The 15,648-nt window shown below is 49.8% G+C and carries 16 protein-coding genes; 5 read left to right on the top strand and 11 right to left on the bottom strand.

Going from position 1 to position 15,648, the window contains the following annotated elements:
• The 3 genes from LQE92_RS12620 to dctP all read right to left on the bottom strand — a co-directional run.
• Positions 1 to 281 (bottom strand): TRAP transporter large permease subunit (locus tag LQE92_RS12620; protein WP_231063310.1); only part of this gene is annotated, 281 nt, incomplete at its 3' end.
• Between the two features lie 3 nt (positions 282 to 284).
• Positions 285 to 857: a TRAP transporter small permease gene (locus tag LQE92_RS12615; RefSeq protein WP_231063309.1), complete on the bottom strand. Its 573-nt coding sequence runs from the start codon at positions 855 to 857 to the stop codon at positions 285 to 287.
• A gap of 134 nt (positions 858 to 991) precedes the next feature.
• Positions 992 to 2,128, bottom strand: a complete 1,137-nt coding sequence (dctP, locus tag LQE92_RS12610) for a TRAP transporter substrate-binding protein DctP (protein ID WP_231063308.1) — start codon at positions 2,126 to 2,128, stop codon at positions 992 to 994.
• Positions 2,129 to 2,666: 538 nt separating this feature from the next.
• Here dctP and LQE92_RS12605 point away from each other — a divergent pair.
• Positions 2,667 to 3,533: a class I SAM-dependent methyltransferase gene (locus LQE92_RS12605; RefSeq protein ID WP_231063307.1), complete on the top strand. Its 867-nt coding sequence runs from the start codon at positions 2,667 to 2,669 to the stop codon at positions 3,531 to 3,533.
• Between the two features lie 35 nt (positions 3,534 to 3,568).
• On the opposite strand, the gene LQE92_RS12600 is transcribed toward LQE92_RS12605, so the two are convergent.
• The gene (locus tag LQE92_RS12600) at positions 3,569 to 4,663 is read right to left on the bottom strand and encodes a DUF2804 domain-containing protein (RefSeq protein ID WP_269141953.1); all 1,095 of its coding nucleotides are present in this window, start codon (positions 4,661 to 4,663) and stop codon (positions 3,569 to 3,571) included.
• A gap of 102 nt (positions 4,664 to 4,765) precedes the next feature.
• A complete protein-coding gene (trxB, locus tag LQE92_RS12595; RefSeq protein WP_231063306.1) occupies positions 4,766 to 5,692 on the bottom strand; it encodes a thioredoxin-disulfide reductase in 927 nt (308 codons plus the stop codon).
• 132 nt (positions 5,693 to 5,824) lie between these two features.
• Here trxB and ymfI point away from each other — a divergent pair, with 132 nt between their 5' ends.
• Positions 5,825 to 6,562: an elongation factor P 5-aminopentanone reductase gene (ymfI, locus tag LQE92_RS12590; protein ID WP_334301398.1), complete on the top strand. Its 738-nt coding sequence runs from the start codon at positions 5,825 to 5,827 to the stop codon at positions 6,560 to 6,562.
• Between the two features lie 24 nt (positions 6,563 to 6,586).
• Here ymfI and LQE92_RS12585 read toward each other — a convergent pair whose 3' ends face one another.
• A complete protein-coding gene (locus tag LQE92_RS12585) occupies positions 6,587 to 7,243 on the bottom strand; it encodes a YigZ family protein (protein WP_231063304.1) in 657 nt (218 codons plus the stop codon).
• A gap of 192 nt (positions 7,244 to 7,435) precedes the next feature.
• Between LQE92_RS12585 and LQE92_RS12580 the strand changes: the two genes are divergently transcribed.
• Together LQE92_RS12580 and LQE92_RS12575 are read left to right on the top strand one after the other, a co-directional pair.
• A complete protein-coding gene (locus LQE92_RS12580) occupies positions 7,436 to 10,150 on the top strand; it encodes a transglycosylase domain-containing protein (RefSeq protein WP_231063303.1) in 2,715 nt (904 codons plus the stop codon).
• A gap of 98 nt (positions 10,151 to 10,248) precedes the next feature.
• Positions 10,249 to 10,605 (top strand): SpoVA/SpoVAEb family sporulation membrane protein, encoded by a 357-nt coding sequence (locus LQE92_RS12575; RefSeq protein ID WP_147595194.1) that lies wholly within the window; start codon positions 10,249 to 10,251, stop codon positions 10,603 to 10,605.
• Positions 10,606 to 10,683: 78 nt separating this feature from the next.
• On the opposite strand, the gene LQE92_RS12570 is transcribed toward LQE92_RS12575, so the two are convergent.
• From LQE92_RS12570 to LQE92_RS12550, 5 genes are all read right to left on the bottom strand, one after another.
• On the bottom strand, positions 10,684 to 11,232 hold the full coding sequence (locus LQE92_RS12570) for a DUF6144 family protein (RefSeq protein WP_231063302.1): 549 nt from the start codon (positions 11,230 to 11,232) through the stop codon (positions 10,684 to 10,686).
• An 84-nt stretch (positions 11,233 to 11,316) separates the two neighbouring features.
• On the bottom strand, positions 11,317 to 12,150 hold the full coding sequence (locus LQE92_RS12565; RefSeq protein WP_231063301.1) for an AraC family transcriptional regulator: 834 nt from the start codon (positions 12,148 to 12,150) through the stop codon (positions 11,317 to 11,319).
• Between the two features lie 14 nt (positions 12,151 to 12,164).
• Entirely contained in the window at positions 12,165 to 12,887 is a 723-nt protein-coding gene (locus tag LQE92_RS12560) for a DUF5131 family protein (RefSeq protein WP_231063300.1), read from the bottom strand.
• A gap of 80 nt (positions 12,888 to 12,967) precedes the next feature.
• Entirely contained in the window at positions 12,968 to 14,329 is a 1,362-nt protein-coding gene (locus LQE92_RS12555; protein ID WP_231063299.1) for a cell wall hydrolase, read from the bottom strand.
• Between the two features lie 112 nt (positions 14,330 to 14,441).
• Positions 14,442 to 14,771, bottom strand: coding sequence for a DUF6465 family protein (locus LQE92_RS12550; protein ID WP_269141952.1), 330 nt, complete (start codon positions 14,769 to 14,771; stop codon positions 14,442 to 14,444).
• 245 nt (positions 14,772 to 15,016) lie between these two features.
• Between LQE92_RS12550 and LQE92_RS12545 the strand changes: the two genes are divergently transcribed.
• Complete coding sequence (locus tag LQE92_RS12545; RefSeq protein WP_231063297.1) at positions 15,017 to 15,646, top strand: sugar O-acetyltransferase; 630 nt, start codon at positions 15,017 to 15,019, stop codon at positions 15,644 to 15,646.
• Positions 15,647 to 15,648: the final 2 nt, after the last annotated feature.

Below are 15,648 nucleotides of genomic sequence, written 5' to 3'. Positions count from 1 at the left end.
CCCAGGCCGCCGGGCAGCCAGCCCACTATGGCCCTCGCGAACTTAAACAGACGGTCCGTGACTCCGCATTTGTTCATCAGCTTTCCGGCGAGCAGGAAAAGCGGCACCGCCAGGATCGTAAAGCTGTTGAGGCCCGCCATCATCTGCTGGCCGATGGTGATCCATTTCATGCCCGTGCTGAACCGCATGATGAACAGCGCGGAAAAGCCCAGGGCATAGGTGACCGGCAGGCCGGACAGGAAAAGAACCAATAAAAGTAATAATCCCCAGATCGGATCCATATGCTATTCCCCCTTCTTCTCAAGTTCATGCTGTTTTTCAAACGCTTCTTTCGCGGCTTCCAGCTCCATGGCGTCTTTCTCATCCTGTGAGATGTAGACGGCCTGGCCGGTCAGCAGGAATACGCATCGTACGATATTGAAGATCACGGTAGCCACCAGGCCGACCGCCACGATGATATAGACCCAGCTGATGTGCAGCCAGCGGTTGGACGCGGCGATGATGCCCTTCGCGTTCTCAATGTTCTTGATCAGGCTGTAGACACAGATCCCCGCAAATACAGACATGGCAATATGAAAGACCGCCAGCACTGCATGCCGTATCTTTCCCGGCAGCTTATCGAATAAAAAGGTCACGCATACGTCCGTCCCCCTCAGAGCGGCGATGGGCCAGGCCAAGAATGCGAAGATCACATATGCATATCTTGCCAGTTCCTCGGTGCCCGTCATGGAGATGTTCAGTTTTCTCGCAATAACCTGGAACACTACAATAATGGTGATGATAACGAGCAAGATGCTGTCAATGGTTATAACAGCCTTCTCGATGGCGTCCAGAATCTTGTTAAAGGTTTTCACCATATATCCCCCTTCCTTGATAAATGATGGAAAAGACACCCGCACACCTTATATTCCCATTCGAATATAACCGGGCGGGTGTCTTCAAATGAAGTCAAGCAATATTACTTTTTACAATGGCTTCAAAATATGATTTCTTATTGTTCGCCGGCCATGATCGCCTGAACCTCTTCCAGTGTGGATGAAGTCCAGGTAGATTTGAAGTAATCAGCCCAGATAGCTTCTGCTTTTTCTTTAAATCCACTCATGTCGGGCTGGATGAACTCACAACCGCCGTCGATCAGCTGCTGCTTGTAGTCGTCTTCTCTTGCGATGGCTTCTTTCTCAAGGTAATCAATCGCTTCCTGTCCAGCCTTGTCTACGACAGCCTTGTAGTTGTCGGGAAGAGACTGATACAGATCTTCTGCCATCCACATACCAACGCTCTCACAGATATGCTTTGTTTCAATGATATAATCCTGAACCTCTTCCAGATTGATGCTCTTCATCTGCTCCCAAGGGCCTTCTGAAGCATCGGCAGCGCCGTTCTGAATGGAAGTGTACAGCTCGCCTAAAGCGATCGGAACGGGTGTAGCGCCAAGAGTGCTCCAGCTCTCGCTCCACAGCTGGTTGTCATTCAGACGAAGCTTAACGCCCTTAAGGTCATCAACAGAATTGATCGCTTTGTTGCAGGACATGTTCCTGTATCCACGATATGCCATGCCGGCAACGTCTCTCGTGTTGTACTCATTCCTCCAAAGCTCTTTAGCCTGCTCTACCAGATCACTGTTATAGAGATTGTTGTAAGCTTCGCGTGTCTCGATCAGGAAAGGAGCAAGCATGAAGCCATAATCCTCACTGTAAAGATAGAACGGTGTAGGTCCGAATCCACAGAATTCCAGTTCGCCGGACTTAAGAGCCAGGAAGGAATCGTTCTCGCCCATCAGGGAAGAATCCGGGAATACGTTCAGGGTGATAGCACCGTCAGAATATTCGTTCATCAGATCCGCAAATTTATAATATGCGTCGACCATGGGTGTTCCGGTTGCATATGTAGTCGCTAAAGACCAGGTATATTTCTCATCGAAGGGACCTTCGATCTCGCCGGCTGCGGCTTTCGTCGTTTCGTCGCCGGCTGCCGTAGTCTTCTCTTCTGCTGCCTTTGTGGTTTCTTCCTTGGCCGCCGTCGTCTTTTCTTCCGCAGCCTTTGTAGTCTCTTTCTTGTCGCCGCCGCAGGCCGCCAGTGACAGCACCATGGCCGCCATCAGAACAAGTGCTAATAATTTCTTTTTCATGTAATTACCCTCCACTCTTTAAATATCTTTTTTAAGTGCTTTCTGTTTTAAATATTTTAAGACCTGAAACCTCCTTTCCTGCAATTTTTTCTGTCAGCTTATTAAGCTCCCCCGGGTCAGTATCAGTTGCTTACTCTATTAAGTCTCAGCTTGTTGCTGCTGCAGAAGTTCTGCTTATAAAAACGAATAACGAATCTCACAAAATCCCGTTGTTTGGATTTTCATAAAGATTCCTATTGTGTTAAGATTATATAAAAGTTCCGTTAGCTTTGTGTTAAAATAAAGTTTATTCTCTCTAAAACTTTATAAAATTTCTTACTTCATTCTTAAATAATTATATCTTTCAGATTTCATTTCCTCTTCATTTGACATACTAAAGAAAAGTGCAAGTTTTGTGTTGCTGTCACAAATTCCCATTTTCCTATATTTCGTGAATTTACCGCCGACCGTTGACTGCCCCGGCAAAACCCGATATAATGGAGGTCAATGTCATATAAAAGAACGTGTTTTATCACGAATAAGAAAGGATCTGTCTGCCATGTGGACTGCCGATAATTGGAACGATTACGAGGTGATCGACACCTCAAAAGGAGAGAAACTGGAACGCTGGAACAGCTATCTGCTCGTCCGTCCAGACCCTCAGGTCATCTGGGACACCCCCCGCATCCACGGCGGCTGGAAACAAAAAAACGGCCACTATCACCGCAGCAGCCGCGGAGGCGGGGAATGGGAGTTTTTTGACCTGCCGGAGCAGTGGAGTATCCGTTATGAGCCTCTCGGCCTTACCTTCAACCTTAAGCCCTTCAGCTTTAAACATACGGGACTTTTTCCGGAGCAGGCCGTAAACTGGGACTGGTTTTCCGGAAAAATAAAAAAGGCCCGAAGGCCTGTGAAGGTTCTGAATCTGTTCGCCTATACCGGCGGCGCCACTCTGGCGGCGGCTTCTGCCGGCGCTCAGGTGACCCATGTGGACGCTTCCAAGGGTATGGTGACGTGGGCCAGAGAAAACGCAAGATCCTCCGGCCTCTCCGAGGCCCCCATACGATGGATCGTAGATGACTGCGTGAAGTTCGTGGAAAGGGAGATCCGTCGCGGCAATACCTACGACGGGATCATCATGGATCCGCCCTCTTATGGAAGAGGGCCTAAAGGTGAGATATGGAAGATAGAAGACGCCATTTACCCTCTGGTAAAGCTGTGTACAAAGCTTTTATCGGATGATCCTCTGTTTTTCCTGATAAATTCTTATACCACCGGGCTCGCCCCCTCTGTCCTTTCCTATATGATGGAAATCCAGCTCTCCCGTTTTCAGGGCGCCATAACCGCCGATGAAGTAGGGCTCCCCGTGACAGAAAGCAGCCTGGTGCTCCCCTGCGGCGCTTCTGGACGATGGGAATCTCTCTGACGGCAGATCATTTCCCCATCTCCTAAAGGAACCCTTTACCATTTGTTCCGTACTTTCTCTGCAAACCCCATCATATGACTGATCTGGATCTCCGTTCCGTCGTCTAAGACCGCACTGCCGTCAAAATGACCGAATATCTGATGCTGATCACTCAGGATAAGTACCGCCGACGTACACGCACTCCGGTTTAAGACCGGAGTAAACGTAAGCTTCAGCCGCCCGTCGGATGAAAATACATTCCATGGCTTCATGAACTCCGGCTTCCCATCTTCTTCTCCCGGAATCCGGAATGTGACCGTTCCAAGCTTATGCGCCCTGCCGTTATAAAAGAGCATATTTTCCGTAGCTGCCGAAGTATCCCCGAATCCATAGCCCAGGTTAAAGCCAAACTTTCCGTTTCCGGCCTGGCCCATGGCGGCGCTCCAGTACCAGGTATTGTGATATGTCCAGACACCTCTTCCCCAATCCAGAAGCCCGAGGCTGTCCTCCGGGCGAAACTCGTAAATCTTCCCTCCGAATTCTGCCTGTCCTCTAGCTTTCATCCCTATAATCTTCTGATTATAATAAAATGCGGTTTTTTTCTCCGGAAACGGCGTGGCAATGACCATGCTGTCCTCCGGTTCCTCCGTCAGCTCGAAGCGGACCCGTATCGGCAGTCCCTTATGAAATTTATCCATCTCCCCTTCCAGGATTCTCTTCTCTCCCTCATGGCGGAAGGACATCCTAATATTCTTTTTCTCCAATGACACGTCCCCCTTTGCCGAGGAAGCCGGAAATCCTGTTTTTCCCATCGGAAAAGCGGTCATCGGACTGCTGGTATACTCTGTCTGTTTTTCAAAATCCAGGAGGGAAATGCTCGCCAGCCCCATATATGAATTGTCATCCAGCGTAAGGGCGACTCCGTACCTTTCATTGTAGATCAGATAATAATCCCACTCCTTGATCCGCATGGCACCCGCCTTGATCCTGCTCCTGTCATATGTTTTTACGAGGGACGTTGCATATCCCGCCTGACAGAGCTCCCCCCTGCCGTTCAGCAAAGGTCCCGGCTCCAGGAGCATTTGTTTTTCCGGTCCTCCGTAAACATCTCTGTTTTTTCCCTTTGTCATATTAATATAGGTTTTCTTCATGGCCGTCCTCCTCACCCGATACAAACAACAAGCCGCCGGATTCCTGAATAATGAGCTCCCGCTTTCGCGGGAGCTCTCAACCTGCTCATTTTCTATATTCTTTTAAAACTTCTGAAGATTCAGATACTGCTCTGCCGCCGTCACCGCATTGGCTCCGTCGGAAGCAGCCGTCACGATCTGGCGCAGTTTTTTTGTGCGGATATCTCCAGCCGCAAAAATCCCAGGCACTGACGTAATCCCGTCTTCACCGGCCACAATATAGCCGGCCTTATCCATCTCCACTAATCCCTTGTATGCTTCCGTCTCCGGCAGAATCCCCACAGCGATGAAAACTCCCTGGACGTCCTTTTCCTCGGTATTGCCAGTCTTCACATTTTCCAGCACAATGCCGGAAACCGTATCTCCTCCGCGGATCTCTTTTACAACAGTGTCCCAGATCACTTCCACATTATCAAGGGAAAATAATTTCTCCTGAAGGCTTTTGGCGCCTCTGAGCTCATCCCTTCTGTGGATCAGATAGACCTTCTCGCAGATTCTGCCCAGAAAAATAGCGTCCTCAATGGCTACGTCGCCGCCGCCGATGACAGCCGTCGTCTTGCCTTTGTAAAAAGCCCCGTCGCAAGTGGCGCAGTAGCTGACTCCCATTCCAGACAGCTCTTCTTCTCCCGGCACACCCAGAAGCCTGTGCTTTGCTCCTCCGGAAAGGATTACCGCTCTCGCTTCGTAGCTCCCATTTTCGCACACCACAGTCTTATAGGGTGAGCCGTCCTCTACCCGTACTACATTATCTTCTACAAATTCCGCTTCCTGCTTGTCTGCGTGCTCCCGCATCTTCATTCCCAGATCAAAGCCGTTGATTCCGGGCAGTCCCGGATAATTGTCCACCTCGTAGGTATTCAGCACCTGTCCTCCGCTCATCATAGCTTTCTCTATTACAAGTGTATGAAGCCTGGCTCTCTGGGCGTAAATAGCCGCCGCCAGTCCGGCCGGACCTGAACCGATGATCACCAGATCATATTGGTTTTCCATAAGCAATCCCTCCTGAAACCATAATAGGCGATGGAAATGCGGATGTCAAGGCAGAACCCCTCGCAGAAACCAAAGCGGCATGCTATAATGATCACAAATACCATCTTAAGATCGGGGGTTCTTATGAAATCCATGAAACAAAATAAAAGTAAGACTGTTTTGATCACCGGCGCTTCCCGCGGCATCGGGAGGTCCATCGCCCTGCGCTTTGCCAGAGAAGGATTCCAGACCGCCATATGCGCCAGAGGAGAGCAGGCACTCCTTCATACAAAGCAGGAGATTGAAGCTGCAGGTATCCCCTGCCTCGCTGTCGCCGCGGATGTGGGAAAAGCCGGCGGCTGCCGCAAGGTATTTACTGCCGTTGAAAAAGCCTTCGGCCATGCGGACATCCTCATAAACAACGCCGGCATCTCCCATATCGGCCTTTTGCAGGACATGACGGAAGCCCAATGGGATGAGATCATGAGCATCAACCTCTCCTCCGTCTTTTACTGCTGCCGTCTGGCCATTCCCTCCATGATCGCCGCAAAGCACGGAAAAATCCTGAACATTTCCTCCGTCTGGGGAAGCGCAGGCGCCTCCTGCGAAGTGGCTTACTCCGCTTCCAAAGGCGCCGTGAATTCTCTCACCAAAGCCCTGGCAAAGGAACTGGCCCCTTCCGGCATCCAGGTAAACGCTCTGGCCTGCGGGGTTATCGACACGGAAATGAACCATTTTCTCAGTCCAGAGGACCGGGCCTCCCTCATAGAAGAGATCCCCGCGGACCGGCTGGGCACGCCGGATGAAGCCGCGGAAATGGCTTTCCAGATCATATCTTCACCTGCTTATCTGACAGGGCAGGTCATCACCCTGGACGGCGGCTGGCAGTGATCTTCTCCACCCACTCTCCGCGGCTCACTCTTCAAAAAGGAGGATTTCCCTGTCCTTTTCTGCAAAATAGGGAGTACCAAGAAGCTCCATCACCGCCCGGCCGCTTGTAGCTTCCGTCACTTTTTTCATAAACAGACCCGTCTGTTCTTCAGGTACAAGAATCCTAGACGTCACCATATCTGTATAGCTAGTATCCAGAGTATGGACTCCCATCTGACCTGCTGTGTACTGGATCTTTCCGATTCCATTGTAATCGCATTTGACCAATATTTCCTGTCCTGGCTTTTTTTCCAGAATGACGCAGTCCGCAAGCCCTTCCTGGACGGCTCTGGAATAGGCCCTGACCAGCCCTCCGGTTCCCAGCAGCGTGCCTCCGAAGTACCGGGTCACAACGGCGCACACATTATGCACCTGTTCTCCCAGCAGCACATCCAGCATAGGCCTCCCGGCCGTCCCTCCCGGTTCTCCGTCATCACTGCACCTCACCAGTTCATTCCGGACTCCGATGCTGTACGCCGTACAGTTATGATTCGCGTCCCAATATTTCTTTCTTGTCTCTTCCACAACGGCGGCTGCCTCCGCCTCTGACTTCACCGGCCGGATCGTCGCAAGAAATCTGGACTTCTTTTCCACGATTTCTCCTTCGCCGCCCTCATATATTTCCAGATAGCTCTGTCTCATACAGTCCTCCCTTACGGTTTTCCGGCTTTTGTTTTCTGTAACATAATTGTAATATAGAAGAGTATTTCAGGCAACCGCCAATTGAGCCGCGGATTTACCCCTTTATTTGTACCTGCTTTTTTGCTATAATGTAGAAACAAAACTTTATTTGTTTCAGTGAAATGTGTATCCGAAACTCAGGAGGGTTTCTTTATGAATTACGGTAAAAATGGCCTAAAGGAACAGATACGTTCCGCTTCGGCGAAATCCGGCAGGAAAAGGACGAGGGCGGCCGTCATTATATTCAAGATCCTGCTGGCCGGCGTCCTCAGCCTGTTTGTGATAGCCGTCTCCACCGGCGCCGGCATGTTCCGCGGCATACTCAAAAATGCCCCGGATCTGAACACTTTGGACATGTCCCCGGATGCGTCCGCGACCATCATCTATGACGCAGACGGCAAGGAAATGCAAACCCTTGTGATGGCCGGCTCAAACCGCCAGCCTGTGGAATATTCGGAGATTCCCCAGAACCTGATCAACGCTTTTGTTGCCATCGAGGATTCCCGCTTCTGGACCCACAACGGCGTGGATGTAAAGGGCATGACAAGAGCAGTGTTTTCAGGGCTGACCACCGGCGATTTTGACCAGGGGGCCAGTACCATTACCCAGCAGCTGATCAAAAACGTGGCTTTTAACGGCGGCGCGGAAAAATCCTTCGGATCCAAGATCAAACGAAAGATACAAGAACAGTATCTCGCCATCCAGCTGGAAAAGACCATGGATAAAAAGATCATCCTGCAGAATTATCTGAACACGATCAATCTGGGAGCCAATACCCTGGGAGTGGAAGCCGCCTCTGAGAGGTACTTCGGTAAAAGTGTCAGTGAGCTGAATTTATCGGAATGTGCCGTCATCGCGGCTATTACCCAGAATCCCACCAGATATAATCCCATCACCAATCCGGATGAAAATGTCAAACGCCGCAACATCGTTCTGGAGGATATGTTTGAACAAGGCTATATCACTCAGGAAGAGCTGCGTGCCGCGGAAACTGACGATGTCTATGTCCTTATCCAGGAGGTTGACGCGGCAAAGTCCAACGAATCCTCCGTCTACAGCTACTTTGTGGATGAGACAATCGTACAGGCTTTATCAGACCTGCAGGAGAAAGCCGGCTATTCGGAAACCGAAGCCAGAAACCTGCTCTACAGCGGCGGGCTCAAGATCTACACCACCCAGGATTCTGATCTCCAGAAAATCGTGGATGAGGAGATTTCTGACCCCTCCAACTACAGCAGTGCCATCCAGTACAGCTTCTCGTACCGTCTCTCCATCACGCATAAGGACGGTTCTACAGATAATTACTCCGAAGCGAATATAAAGTCCTACCTGCGGGAAAAGAACGGAGCGGCCGTAAAGCTGATCTTTGATACGGAAGACGAAATCCGGCAGTATGTCCAGGAATTCCGGAGCACTGTTGTCAGCCCGGAAGATATGGTCCAGGGAGAACGCCTGGACATCACTCTCCAGCCCCAGGGCTCCTGTGTCCTGATGGAGCAGGATACAGGCTATGTGAAGGCCATAAGCGGCGGGCGGGGCGAAAAGACCACCAGCCTGAGCCTGAACCGCGCTACGGACAGTCTCCGGCAGCCAGGTTCCACCTTTAAAGTCCTGACCGCATTCGCACCGGCTCTTGACAGCTCCGGCGCCACTCTGGGCACAGTCTATTACGATTCTCCCTATACACTGGGAGACAAGACCTTTTCCAACTGGTGGCAGTCGGGCTATGTCGGCTACGCCAACATCCGTGACGGCATCACTTATTCCATGAATATCGTGGCCCTCAAGACCATGATGAACACGGTGACCCCTCAGCTCGGATATCAATACGCCCTGGATTTTGGCATTACGTCATTGGTGGAAAGCGAAAAAAACATAGACACAGGAGAGATTTCCACCGATATCGGTCCCTCCCTCTGCCTGGGCGGCATCACCCATGGAGTCAGCAATCTGGAGCTGACCTCCGCATACGCCGCCGTTGCCAACAAGGGAGTGTATACCAAACCGGTTTATTACACGAAGATTCTGGACAGCAATGGAAAGATCCTCGTGGACAATGAACCGGAAACTCACACTGTGATCAAAGAATCCACGGCGTGGCTTCTGACCAACGCCATGGAAGACGTATGTGAGACCTCCTATCTGTACGGAAGGACCGACATCCGTTCCAGCGCTCCCCAGGCCAAGGTGGAGGGTCTTCCCACCGCCGGGAAGAGCGGTACTACTACGGCGAGCAACGACGTCTGGTTTGTGGGATATACACCGTATTACACGCTGGGGCTCTGGCAGGGCTACGATGAGAACAGCCCCATGTCCACCGGAGAAGATGTGAAATATATGTGGCACAAAATCATGAGCAGGGCCTGCGAAGAGCTTCCCGAAAAATCCTTCCCTGACATGCCGGGAAATATCGAGCAGGTGTCCATATGCCGGAAATCCGGCAAACTGGCCGTACCCGGTATCTGCGATCAGGATCCTGCGGGAGACATGACTTATACAGAATACTTTGCAAAGGGAACGGCTCCAACAGAGGTCTGCGACCATCATGTAAAGGTGACGGTCTGCTCCCTCAGCGGTTCCCTGGCGACGGAATTCTGCCCGGATTCTCTGAAGCAGACCAAAATCTACCGGGTCCTCACCGGAGATGCATCCGGAATCACTGACGACAGCGCTTATTTGCTGCCGGACGCGCTGAAAAACAGCTCCTGCTATATCCATACCGGGCACGCCTTCCCCTTTATGAACGGAGAAAACGAGACGGACAACAGTCTTTTGGATCCGGGAAATGGACTGGACGGTACAACTCCGGAAAGCAGCGAATCCAATATCGGTCCCCCCGGCGTGTTAAACAGTACCCTGGGTAATTGACCAAAGACGGCCGTCACAAAAATTTAATATTATGTATAAAATAATCCATACTGCACAGACTTTTCCTAAGAAAAAGTTTACCGGAAAGGTCGTGCAGTATGGATTATTTAAAAGCATTCTTAATCGGAGGCGCAATCTGCGCCCTGGTACAGATTCTGATGGACAAAACGAAGCTGATGCCTGGCCGCATCATGGTGCTTTTGGTGTGCTCCGGCGTAGTCCTGGGCTTTCTTGGTGTTTACGAACCCTTCATCGAATGGGCCGGGTCGGGCGCTTCCGTTCCTCTACTCGGCTTTGGCAATACCCTGTTCAAAGGTGTGAAAGAAAGTGTCAGTGAAGAGGGACCTCTCGGTTTGTTTTTAGGCGGTCTGAAAGCCAGTGCGGCAGGTATCAGCGGTGCACTGATCTTCGGCTACATTGGCTCTCTGATCTTCGAACCCAAAATGAAGGATTAACGGCGCGCTCTCATTCAGGCCGCTGTCCATAAGGAACGGGTGTATCGTTTTGCAGCGGTACGCCCGTTTTTCTCTGTTTTATTTCCAGGCAGGATCATAGAGGGTGATTTTCATCAGACATACCGGATCGCCCATCTTTATACTTTTCAGCAGCTCCACATCTGCCTTGCATGCAAACGCCTTTTCAAAAAGCACTTTACTGTAGCCGGCCGAACACTGACACCACGTTTTTGTCTCTAACCGATCCACTTCTGCAAGCATAGGGCACGGACAAAAATAAAACTGCAGGAAAAGTCCGCCATCTTCGCAGAAAAGCCCGGCAGCCCTCGCTTTCTCCGAATCCACAAATTCTTCTATGGATTCTGCATTTGACTTTAACTCCTTCACAAGCGCAAGTTTCTCTTCCATTCCGTAGCCGCATTGACAATTCATCCGTATTTTCTTCACTGCTCCGGGTTCAAATCTGCTTTCCAGACGGCGCATCGCAGACTTTACCCATTCAGCGTCGTTTTCCACAAGATTCATCCGTTCCCCGCCATACACAACTCTTTTGGCTGTATCCACGTCGCTTTCAGCTTTGACAGATTCATAAATTACTTTCTCCTGGATTTTCCTTATATCAAACATTGTTTCCTCCGTTTCTGAGATTTATCGATGAAACACCTTTGATTATAGAAAAAAACCATACTGCCGGCTTCTGAATTCTTGCTTTTATTCGATAGGGATGCATAAATCCATAACAACGCTGTGGTTATCCCAGTCGATACTGTGATAAAAATTCAATCCATACTGCCGCGCCATTCTGCAGCCGCTCTGAGGCAGCCATACACTAAAGATCCCTTGTAATGTCTCATAAATATCTTTGATTTCTCCATTGAAGTGATATACGATCCATCTGCCGCCTTCAATCCGCATTACATTATTCAGACCACAATCCGGTTCCGCCGTCATGCAAATATCACAGATACATTGAGATGAGTCTGTAATGGCAGGATCGTTAAAAAATCGTTCTGCCAAAATTGTCTTTTCCAACAAGAATTCCTTATATTTATCCAAAAAACAATACCAGTTCCTTTCAATATCCGCGTAGCTTCCAATAAATCTTTCATAGATTACAAAAAGATCATTTATCTCCTGAATCTCAATGTGGGCGGCATATTCCTTCTCTGTTTTAAAAGGAACGGCCCGTTCCGGAGTAAAAGGGACAGACATGCTGTGAGTTGTTATGGACTGCTTAAATACAGCCGGAGAAACCTTATGGCGCTTTCTAAATACAGTGCTGTAGTTGGAAGAACTGTATCCATAATCCAAACCGATCTCTGTAATCGCTTTTGTTGGGTTCAGCTTTATATCTACAGCGCTTTGGTCGATTCTGCAGCGTTTGATAAACGAATAAACACTTTCACCCGTTTCTTCTTTGAACATGCGGCTGAAATGAAATTTTGACATATAGGACCGCGCGGCAACGGTATCAAGCGACAGCTCCTCATTCAAATGCTGCATAATATAGTCAATACTCTGATTGACGAGTTTTTTCCTGTCCATATGTCCCCATTCTGTCAAAACAACCGTTTTCCATTTAAAATATCGATGCCAAGCTCTTTCGCCGTACTGGACTGCTTAAATGGATTGATCTTTTCCACTGCTCCGTCACGTTTAAAAAAGGTTCCTGTACTTTTAAACCAGAATGTAACATTTGCATTTATACATTGTTCACGGATGTTAAGCACCCATTCATAATCACATTCACGGGCTTCCCTCCCTGTTTCTCCGCCAACGGTAACATGGTCCGCCCCATGAAGATATGGCGTCAGGTCTATCGCCTCTAAAAGCGGCGCACAGGCGATGAAACGCCGTTTTATCGGATAGGATAAAAACAGGGGAAGCCGATGATCCGCCGTACTTTGGTTTTCGACCGTACATCCAATATTCACATTGTCGTATCCTGCCCCCCAATCTGACGGAAGTGACACAGGAAAACGATCGATGCGCTTTGTCAGGATCAAAAAATCAATGTCTGTTCTTTCCTTGATGAAAGCCCAGACTTCTTTCCTCCATTCGTCCGCTTCAGGAAGAAAAAAGTCGGTGGCAAAGCAAGTGGCAAGAATCTTATTTCCTTTAATGTTGTATTCCCCTTTTGCGTTTTTCCTCATGGGCCAATCAAATTTATCTGTCTTTTTTATCGTGCTCTGACCATAGCGTTTTGCGTTCGGCCCATAAAAATAGCAGTTTGCACAGCCGTCGCTCACTTTGTAACAGCCCGTCCAAGGTTCCCAGTTCATAGATTTCCTCCTCGTGAAATGCAAAAACGGCATAGCCTAAACTACGCCGTTTTTGGAAATAACTCTATGCCGTTATTCTTTTAATAAAAAACATGGCCGCCAATTGTGATTCCCTCATATCCGGGAGCTATGGTACGGAAGTGGAGAAGGTCCCCGATATAGTTTTCCGTCCCGTTCATGGCTGCCTCCGCCGCCTGCCTGCAGGTTGCGTTCACCCCGTTTTTTAGGGCATTGATATACTTCGGATATCCCCAGGGGCTGAACTGGTAGGGCTGAGAGAGTACACCCAGCATGGTATTGGGATACCGGCTGCTTCGGATTCGGTTCATGATGACATTCCCCACTGCTACCTTGCCTTTCCATGGCTCCATATTGGCCTCACGGTAGATCATGGCAGCCATCAGTTCCAAATCCGTATATTGGGAATAATCGATCTCATCCTCTCCGCCGTCAGGCGCCTGAGTGGGCGCTTCCGTTGGTGCTTCTGTGGGAGCCTCTGTCGGCGCCTCCGTTGGTGCCTGGGTGGGCGCTTCCGTAGGCTTCTGGGCAGGCGCCTCTGTGGGGGAGTCGGACGGCTTTACCGGAGTATCCGTACTCCCGTTTCCGCCGCTGGGTTTGTCGGCCGCCGCCGTACTCCCGCCGCCGTTCTCATTTCCTCCCATCCCGTTATTTCCGCTGCCGGAGCCGCCGTCCGCGACCTGAGTCCCGTTGTCTGTGAGCTCCGCCATCTGATTCTCCGCCTCCAGTTCCTTCTGCTGCAGCTCCGACCGGTACTGCGCCAGCTGTCCCTCGGCATCCTCCAGATTTCCTGCACAGGCTTCCATCTTCTCAGCCGTCTCTCCGATGGCTGCGAGAACTTCGTTCCTCTTCTGTTCTGTATCCCGCACAACCTGCTCCAAAGCGTCCTGCTCCTCCAAAAGGTCATGTTCCTTTTGAGCCACCAGCTCCTTTGTCTCTTTATATTCTGTCAGCATTCTTCTGTCATATCCGGCCATGTCCATGGCATATTCTGCCTTATTCATGATTCCGGACAGGCTTTCTTCGGAAAATATCAATCCCACAAAGCCGGCGTCCCGGTTTTCATACATATATTGGATCCGCTTTTTCATATCCTCATACTGCCTGGACTCCGTTGCCTTCGCTTCCTCCAGCTCCTCCTCCGTAATGGTCAGGCGGCCGTTCAGCTCTTCCTTCTGTTTCGCCAGCTCCTCCATATCGGAGGTCAGCTGGTCCAGCTGCGTGTTCAGTTCTTCCAGATAGCTTTCCAGGCGTTCTCCGGCTTCTTTCAGATCCTTTGCCTGCTCCTCGGCACTTTCCACCTTATCCCCAGCACGCTGCAGATCGTCACCAGCGGCCGAAGAAGACAGCGCGCCGGCTGCCGCAATCATAACGGAAAGGAACAGACACATACGGCGAATCCTGTTTCCTGCGTTTTTTTTCATATATTATCCTCTCGGTCCTGTGCTTCTCGTTTTCTCTTTTAGCTGCAGTTCCATCATTATACAACAAAAAACGCCTTTTTTCAACACCGGGAAACGGACTTCCGTCCTGAAATCAGATTGCCACGCTTCCGGTCTCTTCACCGTTGATGACATAATATACCATATTTTCTTCGACCTTAACGTACAGCTCCATCGTCTTGATCTCGCTGACCTTATGCTTCTTAGCTGTCCAGTCCTTTTTGATCAAAGCGACCATTTCCTTATCAGAAATATCCTTTCCCATGTACTGTACCGAGACACTCGTCTTCATTTCCGTTCTCTTCACGGGCTTTCTCACAGCAGGATTTTTTGCCTCCGCCGCTCTTGTTTCTGTCTTCTCCGCTGCCTGAACTTTTTTTCTTGCCATAGCTTCACTCCTCTTTTCCTCTAATACAAGTGTCAATATAATATCAACGCAAGCTTTGTCCCTTTATCACTTTATTTTGACAAAGAAAACTGGCCGCGTTTTTATCATACTGCATACTGGAAATATTTTCAAGTTCTTCAAATGTAAAAGGAATTTCCCACTGCCGGAGCCTTTACACCTGCCCGTCCTTTTGTTACAATACTCTTCGTGGCAAATACATTTCATTATATTTATATCTCTGAGACCAGAATATCAGACTGTCTGGCAGGAAAGGTATATTCATGATCCCTAAAGAACGCATGTTGTCCGGCAGGCTATATCATATGACTGCCGATGAAGAACTTACAAAAGATTACATCCGGTGCAAACGGCTTCTGACCGCCTTTAATCATATGACAGAATACGATACGGAAAAACAGGATGCCATCATCCGCGAGCTTTTTGGGAAAATCGGCAAGGGCTTCCACGTGGAACCCCCCTTTCGCTGTGACTATGGAAAGCAGATTCTCGCAGGAGACCATCTGTATATCAATTGCGACTGCATCATCATCGATGTGTGCCCTGTGACCATCGGAAATCATGTTCTCATCGGGCCCAGGGTTGGTATCTATACCGCCGCTCATCCCGTCGACGCGTCCGTAAGAAATACCGGATTGGAGTATGGCCGCCCCATAACCATCGGGGACAACGTATGGATTGGAGGAGGCGCGACCCTTAATCCGGGCGTCACCATTGGAGAAAACTCGATAATCGGTTCCGGAAGCATCGTCACAAAAGACATCCCGCCAAATGTGATCGCTGCCGGGAATCCATGCCGGGTCCTGCGTCCCGTCACGGAAGAAGACGCCATTTATTGGAAAGGGAAGGAGCTTGATTACCTGCAGGATAAAGACGCCCCGCCCATTCCGTGAGC

The sequence above is a fragment of the Lientehia hominis genome (genome assembly GCF_021044755.1).
Taxonomy (GTDB): Bacteria; Bacillota; Clostridia; order Lachnospirales; family Lachnospiraceae; genus Lientehia; species Lientehia hominis.
This window is presented reverse-complemented; position numbering and strand designations above follow the sequence as displayed.

Excerpts from the sequence above, each read along its gene's own strand:
- LQE92_RS12565 (WP_231063301.1), bottom strand. The coding sequence starts at position 12,150 with ATGGACAGGAAAAAACTCGTCAATCAGAGTATTGACTATATTATGCAG.
- trxB (WP_231063306.1), bottom strand. The coding sequence starts at position 5,692 with ATGGAAAACCAATATGATCTGGTGATCATCGGTTCAGGTCCGGCCGGA.
- LQE92_RS12600 (WP_269141953.1), bottom strand. The coding sequence starts at position 4,663 with ATGAAGAAAACCTATATTAATATGACAAAGGGAAAAAACAGAGATGTT.
- LQE92_RS12545 (WP_231063297.1), top strand. The coding sequence starts at position 15,017 with ATGATCCCTAAAGAACGCATGTTGTCCGGCAGGCTATATCATATGACT.
- LQE92_RS12585 (WP_231063304.1), bottom strand. The coding sequence starts at position 7,243 with ATGAGACAGAGCTATCTGGAAATATATGAGGGCGGCGAAGGAGAAATC.
- ymfI (WP_334301398.1), top strand. The coding sequence starts at position 5,825 with ATGAAACAAAATAAAAGTAAGACTGTTTTGATCACCGGCGCTTCCCGC.
- LQE92_RS12560 (WP_231063300.1), bottom strand. The coding sequence starts at position 12,887 with ATGAACTGGGAACCTTGGACGGGCTGTTACAAAGTGAGCGACGGCTGT.
- LQE92_RS12605 (WP_231063307.1), top strand. The coding sequence starts at position 2,667 with ATGTGGACTGCCGATAATTGGAACGATTACGAGGTGATCGACACCTCA.
- LQE92_RS12555 (WP_231063299.1), bottom strand. The coding sequence starts at position 14,329 with ATGAAAAAAAACGCAGGAAACAGGATTCGCCGTATGTGTCTGTTCCTT.
- LQE92_RS12570 (WP_231063302.1), bottom strand. The coding sequence starts at position 11,232 with ATGTTTGATATAAGGAAAATCCAGGAGAAAGTAATTTATGAATCTGTC.
- LQE92_RS12615 (WP_231063309.1), bottom strand. The coding sequence starts at position 857 with ATGGTGAAAACCTTTAACAAGATTCTGGACGCCATCGAGAAGGCTGTT.
- LQE92_RS12575 (WP_147595194.1), top strand. The coding sequence starts at position 10,249 with ATGGATTATTTAAAAGCATTCTTAATCGGAGGCGCAATCTGCGCCCTG.
- LQE92_RS12580 (WP_231063303.1), top strand. The coding sequence starts at position 7,436 with ATGAATTACGGTAAAAATGGCCTAAAGGAACAGATACGTTCCGCTTCG.
- dctP (WP_231063308.1), bottom strand. The coding sequence starts at position 2,128 with ATGAAAAAGAAATTATTAGCACTTGTTCTGATGGCGGCCATGGTGCTG.